Here is a 16,752-nt window from a genome sequence, read left to right on the forward strand (position 1 = left end):
AGGCTATTCCTTCCAGGCGTACGAGACGTCGAGCACCCCGTTGAACATCTTCGGCACCCCCTTCACCTTCGCGCTCGAGATCGCGTAGTAGGTGTTCTGGAAGGTCCAGAACCAGATCGCCTCCTTGTTGATCAGCCGGCTGATCGCGCAGTAATCCTCGGTACGCTGGGCAACGTCGGCGGTGGTTCGCGCATGCTCCAGCAGCCGGTCCAGCTCCGGATTGGAGTAGTTCGCCAGCGCAATCGGGCTGCCGGTGTGGAAATTGGCGTACATCTGCGGATCCGGATCTGCGAGATCGACGATGCGCCACGGCGTCAGCTGGAACTGGCGCATGAAAGCGCGCGGCGGAATGGTCGCCTGATCGACCTGCTCGATCTCCATATTGGCGCCGATGCGCTTCCAGAATTGCTGCAACACCTGACCACCGGTGCGGCCGCGCGGCGTCGCCGTGACCAGCATCTTGAACTCGACCGGCTTGCCGTAATCCTTGATCAACGCCTTGGCCTTTTCGACATCGTAGGGCAACGCGCCGTCATCCTTGCACTTCACCCAGGAGCCGTCGCCATAGGGATTGCTGGCCGGTCGCGCCAGGCCATTGGTGATCGCTTGCGACATCTTCGTGCGGTCGAGCGCCATCACCAGCGCCTGGCGCACGCGCACGTCGTCGAACGGCGGGACCTTGGTGTTGAAGGCCGCGACTGCAGCCCCCGAGCCTTGATAGGTATGCACGGTTAGACTGGTGTCCTTGCGCGCCTTGATAATGTTGTCGGCGTCGGCCTCGTCGTCCCAGATGATGTCGGCCTCTCCCGATTGCAGCGAGGCAAAGCGCGACTGCGCATCCGGCAGCGGCTTCAAGATGATGCGATCGAGATAGGGCTTGCCCTTGTCCCAGTAGTCCGGATTCCTCTCCAGCAGCATGCGATCGCCGGCGGTCCAGGATTTCAGGATGTAGGGTCCGGTGCCGACCGGGTTGCGGTTGTAGTCGTCGCCCTTGGTCTTCCATGCGGTCGGCGACTGCATGACGTTGTTGGAGCTCTGGATCGACTGGGTCGCCGGGAAGTTCACCGACGGGTCGCTGAAATTGTAGACCACCGTGAGGTCATCGACCGCCTGCACACTGATGATGCTCGTGATGTAGAAGGCGCAGCGGCACTTGTTGGCCGGGTCCTTCTGGCGGTCGAAGTTCTCCTTCACCGCCTGCGCATTGAACGGCGTGCCGTCGTGGAATTTGACGCCGGGCCGCAGCTTGATGGTCCAGGTCTTGAAGTCGTCGGAATGGGTCCATGACAGCGCGAGCTTCGGCTTCGGCTCGCCCTTGTCATCGAGCGTCGTCAGCGTGTCGAAGATCGCGGCCGCGGCGGTGTTGGCCGACGTGTCGTAGACGCCGACCTTGAGCGGGTCGAAGCCCGGAATGTCCAGTTCCTGGCCGACGGTGAGCGTGCCGCCCTGCTTCTGCGCATGGGCCGGTGCGGCTGACATCGCTGCACCTAATCCCGCCACAAGAAATATGCGCGCAACTGCGCGCGCGCGCCCGACCAGCTTCATCAATGCTCCCTCCCAGGTGGGCGACGTCCGGTGTTCCGGATCGTCGTCTGTTGGGCGGCAGATTGTCCGGAATCGCCGCGCGCGACAAGACCGTAATACGGATGAAAAGCCGCAGGGCGATCACGATGCGATCTCACGAGCTCGCATCGTGATCTGATCTACTTGTTTGAGCATGATCTTTCGGAAAACCGGCACCCACTTTACGCGAACGCGGCCCTCCGGGTCCGGATCATGCTCTAACTACGCACCCGTCTTCGCCGGTTGCGCTGCGAAGCCTGCGATCTGATCCTCGGAGAGCCCGATCTCCTTCAGATAGGACAGTGTGTGCTCGCCGAGCGTCGACATGCGCTTGCGCGCACCGACCGTCGCGCCGGACATGCGGAACGGCAGATTGAGCACCTTGAAGCTGCCGCCGCCGTCCGCAACCTCGGCCAGCGCGCCGCGATGGGCGATCTGCGGATCGGCGAGTGCCTCGCGCACGGTGCGATAGGCCGATGACGGCACGCCATATTCATTGAGCGCGGCAAGGCAGGCCTGCGTGCTAACCGAGCGCGACCACGCCTCGACGCCCTCCATCAGGCCCGCCCAGTTGTCCCGCCGATCGGAATATTTGGCGAAGCGCGGATCGGACACCCAATCGGGACGGCCGATCACCTGCATAAGGTTCTGGAACGTCTTCTCGCTGGCGATCGCCACCATCACGTAGCCGTCGGTGGTTTCGATCGGGCCGAACATCGGGCGCTGGGTTTGCTTCACCTCGAATTGCGACCATTGCAACTCGTTCAGGGTCAGGCTCAGCATCGATTCCAGCATCGAGACGTCGATGTGCTGGCCCTTGCCGCTGGCGGCGCGCTGGTAGAGCGCCGCCGAGATCGCACCGAAGGCGTAAACGCCGGTCAGCACATCGGCGTGATAGATGCCGCAATAGTCCGGCCGGCTGCGTCCCGGCTGATAGGCGAGATGCGCCATCTCGTAACCCGAGGCGGCATGAATCACCGGCGCATAGGCCGGCAATTCCGCCGACGGGCCGGTCTGGCCGTAGCCGGAGATCGAGCAGAAGATCAGCTTCGGATTGATGTCGCGGACCGAGGCGTAATCGAGCTTCAGTCGCCGCATCACGCCGGGACGAAAATTCTCCACCAGCACGTCGGCGGTGGCGATCAGCCGGCGCACGGCTTCGACGCCGGCCGCCGACTTCAGGTCGAGCACCAGGCTGTTCTTGCCGATATTGAGCTGGCCGAACGCCGTCGAGCAATTGTTGCGCACCGGCGGCCGCGTCCGCATCGTCTCGCCCTCAGTGGGCTCGATCTTGATCACCTCCGCGCCCATGTCGGCGAGCATCCGCGTGCAATGAGGTCCGGCGATCGTGGTCGAAAAATCGAGCACGCGAAGGCCGTCGAAGCTCCGTGTCAAATTCCCCTCATCGTCAGCGGCTATGGTCGTCGGCAAGGCTTCCTCCACCTTCGTCATTGGTTGTTCGGCGTCGCGTGACCCTAAAGTGAGCCGCCCTGGCAGGAAAGCGTCTCGTCCAGACCGGGAGCGCGGGCCGTATTGCATTTTACTCAAAGGCAGATTGGACCCGATCTTGCATAGCCCTGTCACGGGCTGGAACGAGGGCGCTTGTTGAAGGTCTTATTCGTCACGACGGAGATGGACGATTTCGTCCGCGTGGGCGGGCTCGCCGCCGTTTCCGCTGCCCTTCCGCGGGCTCTCCGCCCGTGGAGCGACGTCAGGATCATGCTCCCCGGCTACCGGGATGTAGTCGAACAGTTCACGCATATTGAAATCGTTGGGCAATGCCGAGCGCTCGCCGAGATGCCGGCCTGCACGCTCGGGCGTGCGTCGACCAGGGACGGACTTCCGGTCTACGTGCTGCTGTGCCCGCAACTCTACGAGAGGCCGGGCAATCCCTATGGCGATGAGTCCGGCCGCGACTGGCCCGACAACGACATCCGCTTCGGCCGCTTTGCCTCCGCCGCTGCCGAACTTGCAGCCGGAATGCTGGACAAGGATTGGGCAGCGGACCTCGTACACGCCAACGATTGGCAGGCCGCGCTCACACCGGCCTACCTCGCCTGGCGCAACGCGCGGATTCCGTCGATCCTGACCATCCACAATCTCGCCTATCAGGGCCTGTTTCCGAAAGACTCGCTGCGACGGATCGGCGCACCGGAAAGCTCGTTCCACATCGACGGGCTGGAGTTCTACGACAAGCTCTCCTTCCTCAAGGGCGGCCTCGTCTACGCCTCGCATCTGACCACGGTCAGCGCGACCTATGCCAGGGAGATCACGACCGCGGAGCTCGGCTGCGGTCTGGAAGGCCTGCTCCGCGTGCGCTCCGACGCCGACCAGCTGACCGGCATCCTGAACGGCATCGACGAGAGCTGGGACCCGCGCCATTGCGCGCAGCTCGCACAGCCGTTCGGCTCCGGCGACTGGAAGGGCAAGCAGGCCAACGCCGACTATGTCCGCCGTCAGTTCGGGCTTGCGGTCTCGCGCGGGCCGATCTTTGGCCTCGTCGCACGCCTCGTGCATCAGAAGGGCGTCGACCTCGTGCTGTCCGCCGCCGACGAGATCGTCAGGGACGGCGGACAGATCGTCGTCACCGGCAGCGGCGAGCCCGCCATCGAGGAAGCGCTGGTGGCCGCGCATCGCCGCCGGCCCGATGCGATCGGCGTGATCATCGGCTTCAACGATGGGCAGGCCCGCCGGATCTTCGCCGGCAGCGATTTCACGCTGATGCCGTCGCGCTTCGAGCCCTGCGGCCTCAGCCAGATGTATGCGCAGCGCTTCGGCTCGCTGCCGATCGGCCACCAGACCGGCGGGCTTGCGGAAACCATCGCCGACGGCGAGACCGGCTTCCTGTTTGCGCAGCCGTCGGCGGAATCCTTCCTCGGCGGCGTCAGGCGCGCCTTCGACGCCTACCGCGCCAAGGACCGGCTCAACGCCATGCGCTCCAGCGCGATGGCCAAGTCCTACAGCTGGGACCTGTCGGCCGCCTGCTATGGTGCGCTGTACAAAAGGCTGATCATGCCGCGCGTGATGGCGTAAGCGGCCCGCCTCGCGGGCTTGTGAAGCCCGACGGCTGTGGGATCCCACCGGCCCGGTAACAATCGGGTCATTGCACCGAACCTTTCAGGCGATCCCGTCGCCACACGGCTGGACGACGACGCATGCGTGAAATTGCGAATGATGACTTTTGGCCAAACGCGATTGCGATGGAGGAACATCATGGACGTCAACGAAGAGCGCCTCAATTCATTCATGGGAAAGATGATCGGCGATGTCGGCGCGGCGATGAATGCCTCGCTGATGCTGCTGGGCGACAAGCTCGGGCTCTACAGGGCTCTCGCGCAGGGCGGGCCGATGAATGCCGCGGCCCTGGCCAAGGCGACGGGAACGGCCGAGCGCTATATCCAGGAGTGGCTGTCGGCGCAGGCGGCCTCCGGCTACATCGAGTACGACAAGGCGACCGGAAAATTCTCGATGCTGCCCGAGCAGGCGCTCGCGCTGGCCGACGAGGACAGCCCGGTCTTCCTCGGCGCCGTCGGAAGCCTTGTCGGCGCGACCTTTCTCGATGAGCCAAAGATTACCGACGCCTTCAAGACCGGCAAGGGCGTCGGCTGGAACAGGCGCAGCGAGTGCCTGTTCTGCGGCACCGCCCGCTTCTTCCGCACCAGCTATAAGCACTATCTGGTCCAGGAATGGCTGCCGGCGCTCGAGGGCGTCGTCGACAAGCTGAAGAAAGGCGCCGTCGTCGCCGACGTCGGCTGCGGGCACGGCGTCTCGACGCGACTGATGGCGGAAGCGTTTCCAAAATCAACCTTCTACGGCTTCGACTACCACGAGGGCTCGATCGAGGCGGCGCGGAAGTCCGCGCGGGAGGCGGGACTGTCGGACCGCGTTCATTTCGAAACGCATTCCGCCAAGACATTCCCGGCCAAGGGCTATGACCTGGTGTGCTTCTTCGACTGCCTGCACGACATGGGCGATCCGGTCGGCGCCCTCAAGCACACCCGCTCCACCCTCGCCGACGACGGCACCTGCATGCTGATCGAGCCGTTCGCCAACGACCGGCTGGAGGACAACCTCAATCCGATCGGGCGCGTCTACTACGCGGCGTCGACGATGATCTGCACGCCGGCGTCGCTGGACCAGGAGGTCGGGCTCGCGCTCGGCGCGCAGGCCGGAGAGGCAAGACTGCGCGAGGTGGCGCGCCAGGGCGGCTTCTCGCGGTTCCGCCGCGCCGCTGAAACGCCGTTCAACCTGATCCTGGAAGCTCGCCCGTAAGGCAGTCCATCGCACAGTGCGTTTCGACGGCGGCATCACGCCGCCGTCGGAGGCTCACCGTGATGGGCGGCCTGCCCCCGCCCCACTACCACTGTTGCGATTGCCAGTAATACTGGCCGCCGCGCCGGCGCGGATTGGCGGCTTGAGGATTGCCATAGATCTGGGGGCTACCGAACTGGGGAGCGCCGTATTGGGGGCTACCATAATTGGTCGGCGCCTGGGGATTCCAGCTGCGCTGATAGAAGAAGCCGAAACCGTCCTCGTCCCTGCTCGCGATCATGTCGTCGGTCATCATGGGCCGGGTCGGCTTGCGCGTGATGAAACCGCCCAGGGGCTGGTTGCTCAGCACGGCGACGAACTCCGTGCGATAGTTGGTCTCGGCGCTCAGCGGCTCGTCCGAGATGATGATCGAGGAGTGCGCAACGGCGGTCGGCGCGATGCGGTCCAGCACATCCTGCGGGATGGTAATGCGGTCGAGCGCGTCCTTGGCGTTGTCTCCGTCGTCGATCGACACCTGGGTCCAGCGCAGGCCGCCCGCGTCGTTGCGCGCCATCGCCGTGTAGATATGCGTGCCGATCGGTTTGTCCGGATCGCGAATGGTGACGGGAACCTCGATGCTCGAGTCGAACACCTCGCCGCCATCAGCCCATGGCTTGTGGGTGTTGCGCCGGACGTAGAGCTTCTGCGTCGCGCGGCTGATGTAGACGGACACCGGCTCCAGCGCGAGCTTGGCCTCGGTCGACGCCTTCTGGGTATCGGCCTTCTTGGTCTCGGCCGCCTTGGCGGCGTCCTTAGCGGCGGCTGCGGCGTCGAGCTTCGGCTTGGCGTCGCCCTGAGCGGCCTCGAACTGCGTGGTCGCTTCCGCGGCCTTGGCCACTGCCTTCTGCTTCAGATCCTCGGCGCGCGCCTTGGCAAGATCGGTCTTGGCCGCGGCGAGCGTCTTGTCGGCCAACGCAACCGCCGCGTCGGCACGGGTCTTGATCTGTTGCAATTTGCGCAGCGACGCCGGCGTGAACAGTGCAGCTTCCTTGGACGCGGCTACCGAAGCCTTCTTAGCCTCGTCGGCTGCCTTGGCGGCATCCGCGGCCTCGCGACTGAGCTTCTCGGCGCGCGCCGGAGCCGCCGCAATGGCTTGCGCGTTCGGCACGAACAGCGCCGGATGCCTGAAATCGACCGGGGCCGGGTCGTTCGGCGCGATGATCACCCGCATCCCGATCCGCGTCTTGTCGAACAGCTTCTCGGCAAAATCGTACGGCATCCGCACGCAGCCATGCGAGGCCGCATATCCCGGCAGCGGCCCGCCATGCAGCGCGATGCCGTTCCAGGTGATGCGCTGCATGTTGGGCATCCAGGCATCGTCATAGAGGGTCGAGTGGTGATCCTTGTCCTTCTCGATCAGCGCAAAGACGCCGGCCGGCGTCTCGCGTCCCTTGACGCCGCTCGACACCGGCGCGCGGTAGATCCACCCCTCGGCGTCGTAGAGCGTGACCTTCTGGGCCTTGATCGACACGATCGCCATGATCGGCTCGCCAGCGGTGCGCTGCGCGGTCGCCTCGACGGCCGCCGCGGGACGCTGCTCTTTCGCCGCGACGCCGCCGGTCAGTGACGCAACTGTGACCATCGCCGCGAATGTCACAAAGGCGGGTTGGCCCCAACGCCGCATCGCTCCGGTGGTTTGCGCCGTCGTCGTTCGATGTACCATGCCGCTCCTCGGTCGAAATGCCTGCCCGCGCTGCGTCAATCCCGTACCAGACCGCGATTTTGGATTGATTAATCGCCGACACGGTTCAACGCGCGAACTCGCTCCTGGGGACCATCGGGCTCGTTCCAGCAGCAAATCACTTATGTATTCACTCATATATGACGGCACATGCAGGAGAAAGGGTGCCGCGCAGCAAAACGGGCCCGTAGCCGCATCCCTGGTCCGGTCGGTGGCGGCCAATGATGCCGCGGTTGCGCCCTGCCATCATGCCGTCCGCCGCGTCTCCGGCATCACCAGCCAGATCACGAACAGTCCGAACGCGGCGATCCCGGCGAGGCCCATGAAGGCGGTGCTGCTGCCGAGCTTGTCGCTGACATAGCCGGCCAGCACCGTGCTGAGCGACGCGCCAATGCCGACCGCGGTTCCGACAATGCCCTGCGCCAGGTTGAAATGGCCGCTGCCGAAGGCGACGTCGGCCACGATCAGCGGCACCATCACGCTGAAGATCGCCGCGGTGATGCCGTCGAAAATCTGCACCATGACCAGCACATAGGGGTCGCGCACCGTCGCGAACAACAGGCCGCGGATCGCCAGCGCGGCGAATGCGATCAACAGTAGCGGCCGCCGCCCCCAGGCCTGCGCCTTGCGGCCGACCGACGGCGAGGACAGCGCGACGATCGCCTGCGGCACAATGATGCAGGCCGCGATCAGGACCGGCGCCCATTGGCTCGACCGTGTCGTCACCACGCCCGCCATCAAGGGCAGCATCGCGGCATTGGCGAGCTGGAACAGCATCATCGCGCCGGCGAAGATCAAGAGCGGCCGCTGCCGCACCAGGCTGACGACGCTGGTGGCGCGCTTGTCGGGGACTTCCCGTTTCACCTCGCCATGGGCCTGCGCGATGTCGATCTCGCGCTCGCGGATCCGGGCCAGCGACAACAGCGTCGGGATCGCCAGGATGAAGGTGACGAGGAACACCGATCGGCTCGACAGCAGATAGCCGCAGGCGCCCATCAGTGCCGCGGCCGAGCCGCTGCCGAGCGAGGCGAAGCGCGCGTTGCGGCCGAGCCGCTCGCCGATCGCAAGCGGCCCGACCAAGCCGAGGCTGATCGCGGCGATCGCCGGACCGAGCACGCAGCTCGCGAGCGCGTGCAGCGTCGCGGCGAGCGTCACCACGGGAAAGATCGGCCAGAGCGCGTAGGCCAGCGCACTGGCGCCGATCGCGGCCACCGCACAACCCGCAACGACCCGCTCCGAGCGCGCCGCATCGACGATCGCTCCACCGGGCATCTGGCCCAAGAGGCCGATGATGCCGCCGATCGAGAGCACGAAGCCGATCTCGACCTGGGTCCATTTCTGCGTCGTCAGATAGACCGCGACGAACGGGCCGAAGCCGGTCTGCACGTCGGCCAGGAAGAAGATGAACCAGTCGAGGCCGCGCTGGCTCTCGCGCGACGGCGCACGCGGTTCCTCGGGACTGCCTTGATCGGGGGCGAGCGGCACAACATTAGTACCGCCGGCTGATCGCTTGCCACGACCGTCGCCAACCGTCTCTAAAGAAGAGTTCGGACGCGCGACCAGCTTTACCCCCCTAATGTTCGTAATCCCATGGATGCAGGCTTCCCGCCGCGCCCAGCACGATCAGCGGCGTATCTTCCTTGTACTCGGGTGCAGCGCTGACCTGCTGCTTGTTGAGGTCCAGCGTGATGCTGTCGCTCTTGCTGGAAACACCGGCGAAACGCAGCGCGTTCCAATCGACCACGATCTTGCGGCTGCCGACGCCGAGGAAGCCGCCGAAATCGATCACCGCGGCGCGGACCTTGCCGTCGCGGTCGACAATGACGTCGACGATGCGGCCCATGTTCTCATTGGCGGAACTGCGAACGTCGCGCCCGAGAATGCCGTGCGCATCGCGCGCCCCGATCACGGTCACCGACGGCGGCGGCGACGGCTCCTTGGACAATTCCTTTGAGGGTTCCTTGGCCTGCTCCTTTGGTGCTGCCTGGGTTGCTGGCGGCGCGGGAGTTGCGGGCGGCGCCTGAGCTGCTGGCGGCGCCTGGGCCGCCGGCGGCGGCGATGGTGTCGGCGCCGGCGCTTCGTCGTCGGCGGCACGGACACCCGCGCATGTCAGCAGCGCCGCTGCGACCAGCATCATCAAAATCCTCGGACGCATGTTACTCTCCCCGCGGTTCCCAGCGCACGCATGCCGCGCGACGACGCTCAATGCGTCAGCACGATCGACACCTGGATCTGACCGCGCGTGCGCAACACTTCGAGCGACACCTCGTCGCCATGGCGGCGCAGCCTCAAATCGACGCTGGAGGCGCCGAGCCTGAGGTCGCGCAGCACCACGTCGTTGAGGAACTCCGGCAGCCGCGGATCGCGCAAGCGAATCTCGCCGCGCGCGGTGTCGAACTCGAGGCCGAGCGCCGCCTCCAGCAGCGTGAACGGCGTTGCGCTCGCCCAGGCCTGCGGTGCACAGGCCACGGGATAGAGCACGGGGCCGCGCCGGCGCTCGCGGCGGAAGCCGCAGAACAGCTCCGGCAGCCGTCGCAGTTCCATATAGCTTGCGGCATCGAACAGGCCCTTGAACAGATGCGCGACCGAATGCTTGAGGCCGTAGCGCGCAAATCCGAGCGCGATCAGCGCATTGTCATGCGGCCAGATCGAGCCATCGTGATAGGACATCGGGTTGTAGCGCGCTTCGCCCGCGGCGACGGTGCGGATGCCCCAACCCGAGAAGAACTTCTGGCTCATCAGGTCGGCGGCGACCCGTCGCGCGCGGTCTTCCCGCACCATGCCGGAAAACAATGTCTGGCCGGCATTCGACGTGCGCACCTTGCACGGCTGCTTGGCGCCGTCGAGCGCGACCGCATAGGTGCCGAGCTCCTCGCACCAGAATGCTTCCTCGAACCGCTCGCGCAGCCGCTCGGCCTCGGCTTCCAGCTTCGCAGCCTTGTCCGCAAAGCCGAGTTTGCGCGCCGCGCGCGCGGCAAGCTGCTTGCCGGCAAACACATAGCCCTGCACTTCCGCCAGCGCGATATTGCCCTCGGCAAGCGTTCCGTCGGCGTGGAAGATGGCGTCGAACGAATCCTTCCAGCCTTGATTGCGAAGCCCCTGCTCGGTGGCGCGCTGGTATTCGACGAAGCCGTCGCGATCCGGATCGCCCGGGCCGTCGATCCATTGCAAGCCGGCCTCGACCGCGGGCCACAGCTCGCGCAGCGTCTCCAAATCGCCGGTGCGCTCCAGATAGAGCCCGGCGAGCAGCACGAACAGCGGAGTGGAATCGACGCTGCCGTAATAATGCGCGAACGGCACCTCGCGAAGCGCGGCCATCTCGCCGCCGCGCATCTCGTGCAGGATCTTGCCCGGCGCGGCATCGGCCAGCGGATCGACCGCCTTGGCCTGGAACAGCGCGAGCCGCTTCAGAACGCCCTTGGCGATCCGCGGATCGATCCACAGCATCTGCAGCGCGGTGATCAGCCCGTCGCGGCCGAACGTCGTCGAATACCAGGGAATGCCGGCATAGGGATAACGGCCCTGCGGCGTCTCGGTCATCAGCATGTTGAGGTCGGCCATCGCCTGGCACAGCACCTCGTTGAAGATGTTGTTAGAGGTCTCGATGCTGGCCGCGCCGGCCGACGAGGTCCGCATCTCGCGGCGATGCGCCAGCAGGCCACGGAAGAACGGCACCGGCTTCTGCATGATCGGCTTGTTGCAGGAGACCGCGACGAACAGCGACGTGACCTGCCCCGGCTCGAGATCGAAATGATAGGTCGCCGCGTTGACCGACAGCCGCGTCGGCCGCGGATCGAAATGCAGCGCGGTGATCCGCGTCTGCTCGTCGAGGCCGCAATATTCCAGCACCACGTCGGTCGGTCCGAGCAGCTTGCTCGAGCCGATGCCCCGCCGCGGCCGGCGCTCGCCGCGCACCTCGAACAGATCGGCAAAGTCGTTGTCGAACAGCAGCGTGAGATCGAAGCTCGCGGCATGATCGCCGTGATTCTGCAGGCCGATGCGCTGATAGGCCGTGCCGCGCCACAGGAAGATCGAGCGCACGATGTGCAGCGTGTCCTTCGGCAGGGTCAGGCGGTCGTCGCGATAGACGTCGGAATTGGTGAGATCGACCGTCAGCGCCGAATTGTCGTCGCGCATGTTGGAGCCGAGCAGGAGCGGCTGCACGTCCTCCAGCACCATTTCCAGCCGCGCCAGATAGCGTGTATCGGCGTTGAACAGGCCGTCCGGCCCGCCGGCTGAGGCGCCGATGTCGCCATGGCTGTCGAGCACGATGAAAGTGTCGTCATGCTTGAGCGAGCGCCGCGGCCGTGCCGCGGGCCCGGTCATCGGAATGTAGAACGGCGATTCGGCGACGTGCTCAGTGATGCGAGCGGTGATGATCTGCGTAACGACGTCAGCTGCCATCTGAACCTCTGGCGACTTTGCTTGGCTCCACTTCGGCTCGAACGAACGCACCGGAACGCACAAACACGCTTGAGAAACGCGGGGTCAGGCCGCGCTGGTGGAGAGGCGGCCCATCTCGCGCGCGACCAGGTCGCGGTAGGGGCCCCTTCCCTTCACGAGGATATCGGGCGGACCGTCCTCGACGATGCGGCCGCCCTGCAGCACGATCACGCGATCGAAGCTGCGCAGCGTCGCGAGGCGGTGCGCGATTGCGACCACGGTACGCCCGCGCATCAGCCGCGACAACGCCTCGCGGATCGCCTCCTCGGAGTCCGCATCGAGCGCCGCGGTGGCCTCGTCGAGCAGCAGGATCGGCGCGTCCTTCAGGAAGGCGCGCGCGATCGCGATCCGCTGGCGCTGGCCGCCGGAGACCTTGACGCCGCGATCGCCGACGATGGTGTTCATGCCCTCGGGCAAGGATTCGATGAAGTCGCAGCGCGCCGCGATCGCCGCCCGCAGCACCTCGTCGTCGGTGGCGTCCGGCCGGCCGTAGCGGATGTTCTCCAGGATCGAACGGTGGAACAGCGAGATATCCTGCGGCACCACCGAGATTGCCGCGCGCAAGCTCTGCTGGGTGACGCGCGAGATGTCCTGGCCGTCGACGGTGATGTTGCCCTGCTCGACGTCGTAGAAGCGCTGCAGAAGGGTAAACAATGTTGACTTGCCACCGCCGGACTGGCCGACCAGGCCGACCCGCTGGCCGGGCTGGATGCGCAGGCTGAAGCGCTCGAACACCTGCAGGCCGCCGGGATAGCGGAACGCGACATTGTTGAAGGCGATCGCGGCACCGCTCTTCACCAGCGCCTCGGCCTCCGGATGGTCCTTCAGCTCGTGCGGCTGCAGCAGCGTCGCCAGCGCCTCGGTCAGCCGGGCGACATGCTGGGTGACGTCAACCAGCGCGACCGCGAGATCGCGGGTGGCGCTGAGGATCGAGATGCCGAGCGTGCACACCAGCACCACGTCGCCGGTGGTCGCCGCGCCCTGCTGCCAGAGGCTGAGGGCCCAGGCCAGCATCGCGATCGTCAGAATGACGGTCACGCCGGCGTGAACGAGACGGAGCTTTTCGAGATAGCGCAGGGAACGCCCGCGCGCGACGAGTTCCCGATTGACGGTCGCATCGAAGCGGTCGTGCTCATAGCCGAGGCCGCAGAACGCGCGCACCAGCGGCAGGTTGTTGATGACGTCGACCATTTCGCCGTCCACGGCAGCCGCCCTGTTGGCGAAATCGTCGTGCAACGGCCGGCCGGCGGCGGCCATCCGGAACATGGCCACCACCATGGTTCCCGCGATCAGGATCAGCACCGCCGACATCGTCACGCTGACGGTTCCAACCAAGGCAATCGCCGCGAAGGTTGCGATGCAGGGCGGCAACACGTTCCACACAAACATGTTCTCGACGGTGAACACGGCGTTCGACGTCGCCGTGATCCGGCTGGTCAGCATGCCCGGCAGCCGGTCCGTGAAATAGCTCGGCGCGTGACCGGTGAGATGGCGGAACATATCGCGGCGAAGGTCGCCGGTGACGCTGACAAAGGTGTAGCTCGCGGTCCAGCTCGCGATCCGCCACAGGAAGTTGTCGGCTGCGATCAGCGACATGAGCAGAGCGAATGCCAGCCATACGCCGTTCGCGGCCGATGGCCCCGCCGACAACGCATCGACCAGATTCTTCACTCCGTATTGCGTGCCTACCGAACAGGCAACCGCCGCAACCACGGCTGACAAAATCACAACATGCGACGGCAGACGCCGGCGCAGATAGCGCAGCACAAAGGGAAATGGGCGATGCGCGTATCCTGACAGATGGTCCATGACGTCCTGCAAAGCTGTTGAAGGTGAACGAGAAAATTTAGTCGAAGCTCTCGCGCACGATGACGTGAAGGGCGGCGGTGGGATTCCTTGATGCGGCCATCACTGCGCAACAATTTTGCAACGCTGGCGTAGGCAAAAACGTGTTGGAGCGAGATGGCATCAGCAAGACCACAGTGTGATGGAAGAAAGAAGCGACAGATCTCCCACATCTAAGGAACCTCGCACGTGCGAGAACGTTCCCGTCTTTGGCATGTCGGTGCCATCTGAGGGCTGAGGGTAGTTCATTCCACATTACAAACAGGAGACGGAGAGATGCGCATCGCGCAGGTTGCCCCGCTGACGGAGGCTGTTCCCCCCAAGCTCTACGGCGGCACCGAACGGGTCGTGCACTGGCTGACCGAAGAACTTGTAACACTTGGACATGACGTGACGTTGTTCGCCAGTGGCGATTCTCAAACCTCCGCGAAGCTCGATGCGACCTGGCCGAAGGCACTGCGGCTCGACGGCTCGGTCCGCGATCCCAATGCGCTCCACATGGTGATGCTGGAACGCGTGCGGCAGAAGGCCGACGACGAGGAGTTCGACTTCCTGCACTGCCATCTTGACTACTATCCGTGGTCGCTGTTCTCGCGGCAGCCGACGCCGTTCGTCACCACATTGCACGGACGGCTCGACCTGCCGGAGCATCAGCCGGTCTTCAACACCTTCTCCAAGATTCCGGTGATCTCGATCTCCAACGCGCAGCGGCGGCCGGTGCCGCAGGCGCATTGGGTGCGCACGATCCATCACGGCCTGCCGGAGAATCTGCTGACGCCGCAACCGGCGAAGCCGTCCTACCTCGCGGTGCTCGGGCGGATCGCACCGGAGAAAGGCGTCGATCGCGCGATCAAGATCGCAACCCGCTGCGGCATTCCACTGAAGATCGCGGCCAAGGTCGATCGTGCCGACCAGGAATATTACGATGAGTTGATCAAGCCACTCATCACCAGCAACCCGTTGGTCGAGTTCATCGGCGAGATCAGCGACCGCGAGAAGCCGGATTTTCTCAGCGGCGCGATCGGGCTGCTGGTTCCGATCGACTGGCCGGAGCCGTTCGGCCTCGTGATGATCGAAGCGATGGCCTGCGGCACGCCCGTCATCGCCTATAACCGCGGCTCGGTGCCGGAGATCATCGAGGATGGTCTGACCGGCTTCATCGTCGAGGACGAGATCAGTGCGATCTCCTCCGTCGGCCGCCTCGGAACGCTCAATCGCGACGCGATCCGTAAGCAGTTCGAGACCCGCTTTACCGCGCGGCGCATGGCGCTCGACTATCTCGCCGCCTTCCGCAGCCTGATGGAAGCCGAACCACGCTTCAAGCTGGTGGCCAGCGCGGAGTAGCAGTTGCAGCGGCCGATCGAATGATCCGGCGAGCCGGCCGGCACCATCCGTGCCGGTCCGTCGGGTCATTCGATTGTCAATAATACCGTCGCGTGCGTCGGCAACTCTCACGCAGCAAAACAATCCGCATGCGTGCGTCGCGCGATTGCTGCGACGCACCAGCGATGACAGGTTTCCCCATGAGTTCGGCCGATATCGCCTTTGCGAATGCCGAATTACTTGCTCTTATGCGCCCCGCTTGAGCAAAAATAATAAGCGAGCGGACGGAGCAACCGTGCCGTGATCGCGCAGGGGGGAACGCCATGACAGGGGACCGCAAGCCGTCGGCCATTAATAATGCCGCACCGATCAAAGCCTCACAAAAGAAGCTGAACCGCCGCAAATTCCTCGCCAAAACCGGCGGCGTGTTGGCGGCAGGCGCGTTCGGCGCCGTTCCGCTGCGCGGCTGGGCGGCCGACCCGATCAACATTGGCGCGCTCTATCCGACCACCGGCAGCATGGCGCAGATCGGCGTCGGCTGCGTAGCTGCGGCCAAGCTCGCGGTCGACATGGTCAACGAGGCCGGCGGCATCAAGTCGCTCGGCGGCGCCAAGCTCAACCTCATCGTCTCGGACGTGCAGAGCGACACCACGGTGACGCGCACCGAGACCGACCGCCTGATCACGGGCAACAAGCTGTCGGCGATCCATGGCTGCTATGCGAGCGCGCTGACCTTGATCGCGAGCGAAGTCTGCGAACGGGCGAAGGTCCCGATCATCACCGGATCGAGCTCCGATCAGCTCAACAAGGGACGCACCTACACCTTCACGCCGTTCGCGCGCGCCTCGCAGTTTGCCAAGGCGCAGCTGCAGATGGCCAAGCTGGTCAGCGAGCAGGCCAAGGTCGCCGTGATTTTCGAGAACACTGCGTTCGGCACCTCGACCTCGAACGGGCTGAAGGAGCTGGCGCCGGGCGAAGGCGTCGAGATCGTGATGTTCGAGCCCTATTCGGCCGGGTTCACCGACGCGAGCCCGCTGATCAACAAGGTCAAGGCCTCCGGCGCCAACACGCTGTTCTCGCTGTCCTATCTCAACGACCTCATCCTGATCGTGCGCACCGTGAAGCAGGTCGGGCTCAACATCGCGATCAACGGCGGCTCCGGCGGCTTCGTGATGCCGGACTTCTACAAGAATGTCGGCAATGCCGCCGAGGGCCTGCAGGGCGTCGCGCACTGGAACCATGATGTCAGCGACGACGCGCAGAAGGTGAATGTCGAATTCAAGAAGCGCACCGGCGAATTCGCGTTCGAATATGCCGGCGGCCTGGTCGCGCAGACCTTCATGCTGGCCGACGCGCTGGAGCGCGCCGCCTCCGCCGATCCCAAGAAGGTGCGCGAGGCGCTCTCGACGCTCGATGTCTCCTCGGGCTTTGCTGCGATGGCGCCGGGCGGCAAGGTGAAGTTCGGGCCGGACGGCAAGAACGTCTACGGCCGCCCGGTCGGCGTGCAGTGGCAGAACACCGATCTCGTTAGCGTCTTCCCGAAGGAAGACGCCCGCGCCCCGCTGATGAAGACCTGAGCCGCGGTC

At 65.1% G+C, this 16,752-nt stretch carries 11 protein-coding genes; 4 read left to right on the plus strand and 7 right to left on the minus strand.

The features are described from left to right. Positions 1–3: 3 nt before the first annotated feature. Together QJT82_RS07840 and QJT82_RS07845 are read right to left on the minus strand one after the other, a co-directional pair. Complete coding sequence (locus QJT82_RS07840) at positions 4–1,479, minus strand: ABC transporter substrate-binding protein (RefSeq protein WP_245288629.1); 1,476 nt, start codon at positions 1,477–1,479, stop codon at positions 4–6. 306 nt (positions 1,480–1,785) lie between these two features. Continuing rightward, the gene (locus tag QJT82_RS07845; protein WP_035630960.1) at positions 1,786–3,015 is read right to left on the minus strand and encodes a CoA transferase; all 1,230 of its coding nucleotides are present in this window, start codon (positions 3,013–3,015) and stop codon (positions 1,786–1,788) included. 153 nt (positions 3,016–3,168) lie between these two features. On the opposite strand from QJT82_RS07845, the gene glgA reads away from it, so the two are divergent. Both glgA and QJT82_RS07855 read left to right on the plus strand, forming a co-directional pair. After that, positions 3,169–4,596 carry a glycogen synthase GlgA gene (gene glgA, locus QJT82_RS07850; RefSeq protein ID WP_035630980.1) on the plus strand — a complete coding sequence of 476 codons (1,428 nt, stop codon included), beginning with the start codon at positions 3,169–3,171 and terminating at the stop codon, positions 4,594–4,596. Between the two features lie 180 nt (positions 4,597–4,776). Next, positions 4,777–5,835 carry a class I SAM-dependent methyltransferase gene (locus tag QJT82_RS07855; RefSeq protein ID WP_035630961.1) on the plus strand — a complete coding sequence of 353 codons (1,059 nt, stop codon included), beginning with the start codon at positions 4,777–4,779 and terminating at the stop codon, positions 5,833–5,835. A gap of 85 nt (positions 5,836–5,920) precedes the next feature. Here the strand turns inward: QJT82_RS07855 and QJT82_RS07860 are convergent, their stop codons facing one another. The 5 genes from QJT82_RS07860 to QJT82_RS07880 form a co-directional block, all read right to left on the minus strand. Next, positions 5,921–7,537, minus strand: coding sequence for a L,D-transpeptidase (locus QJT82_RS07860; protein WP_264641709.1), 1,617 nt, complete (start codon positions 7,535–7,537; stop codon positions 5,921–5,923). A gap of 264 nt (positions 7,538–7,801) precedes the next feature. Next, on the minus strand, positions 7,802–9,040 hold the full coding sequence (locus QJT82_RS07865) for an MFS transporter (RefSeq protein WP_028338881.1): 1,239 nt from the start codon (positions 9,038–9,040) through the stop codon (positions 7,802–7,804). Positions 9,041–9,128: 88 nt separating this feature from the next. Beyond that, positions 9,129–9,710 carry a PRC-barrel domain-containing protein gene (locus QJT82_RS07870; RefSeq protein WP_245288630.1) on the minus strand — a complete coding sequence of 194 codons (582 nt, stop codon included), beginning with the start codon at positions 9,708–9,710 and terminating at the stop codon, positions 9,129–9,131. A gap of 47 nt (positions 9,711–9,757) precedes the next feature. Beyond that, positions 9,758–11,959: an amylo-alpha-1,6-glucosidase gene (locus QJT82_RS07875; protein ID WP_028338883.1), complete on the minus strand. Its 2,202-nt coding sequence runs from the start codon at positions 11,957–11,959 to the stop codon at positions 9,758–9,760. Between the two features lie 84 nt (positions 11,960–12,043). Beyond that, complete coding sequence (locus QJT82_RS07880; RefSeq protein WP_028338884.1) at positions 12,044–13,807, minus strand: ABC transporter ATP-binding protein; 1,764 nt, start codon at positions 13,805–13,807, stop codon at positions 12,044–12,046. 312 nt (positions 13,808–14,119) lie between these two features. Here QJT82_RS07880 and QJT82_RS07885 point away from each other — a divergent pair, with 312 nt between their 5' ends. Further along, a complete protein-coding gene (locus QJT82_RS07885; RefSeq protein ID WP_028338885.1) occupies positions 14,120–15,187 on the plus strand; it encodes a glycosyltransferase family 4 protein in 1,068 nt (355 codons plus the stop codon). 302 nt (positions 15,188–15,489) lie between these two features. After that, positions 15,490–16,743, plus strand: coding sequence for an ABC transporter substrate-binding protein (locus QJT82_RS07890; RefSeq protein ID WP_028338886.1), 1,254 nt, complete (start codon positions 15,490–15,492; stop codon positions 16,741–16,743). Positions 16,744–16,752 lie beyond the last annotated feature (9 nt).

This window comes from Bradyrhizobium sp. Mp19 (assembly GCF_029952935.1).
Classification (GTDB): domain Bacteria; phylum Pseudomonadota; class Alphaproteobacteria; order Rhizobiales; family Xanthobacteraceae; genus Bradyrhizobium; species Bradyrhizobium elkanii.

Bases quoted from the DNA above. Each gene is read 5' to 3' on its own strand.
- QJT82_RS07860 (WP_264641709.1), bottom strand. From the start codon at position 7,537: ATGGTACATCGAACGACGACGGCGCAAACCACCGGAGCGATGCGGCGT.
- QJT82_RS07845 (WP_035630960.1), bottom strand. From the start codon at position 3,015: ATGACGAAGGTGGAGGAAGCCTTGCCGACGACCATAGCCGCTGACGAT.
- QJT82_RS07870 (WP_245288630.1), bottom strand. From the start codon at position 9,710: ATGCGTCCGAGGATTTTGATGATGCTGGTCGCAGCGGCGCTGCTGACA.
- QJT82_RS07885 (WP_028338885.1), top strand. From the start codon at position 14,120: ATGCGCATCGCGCAGGTTGCCCCGCTGACGGAGGCTGTTCCCCCCAAG.
- QJT82_RS07855 (WP_035630961.1), top strand. From the start codon at position 4,777: ATGGACGTCAACGAAGAGCGCCTCAATTCATTCATGGGAAAGATGATC.
- QJT82_RS07880 (WP_028338884.1), bottom strand. From the start codon at position 13,807: ATGGACCATCTGTCAGGATACGCGCATCGCCCATTTCCCTTTGTGCTG.
- QJT82_RS07890 (WP_028338886.1), top strand. From the start codon at position 15,490: ATGACAGGGGACCGCAAGCCGTCGGCCATTAATAATGCCGCACCGATC.
- QJT82_RS07840 (WP_245288629.1), bottom strand. From the start codon at position 1,479: ATGTCAGCCGCACCGGCCCATGCGCAGAAGCAGGGCGGCACGCTCACC.
- QJT82_RS07875 (WP_028338883.1), bottom strand. From the start codon at position 11,959: ATGGCAGCTGACGTCGTTACGCAGATCATCACCGCTCGCATCACTGAG.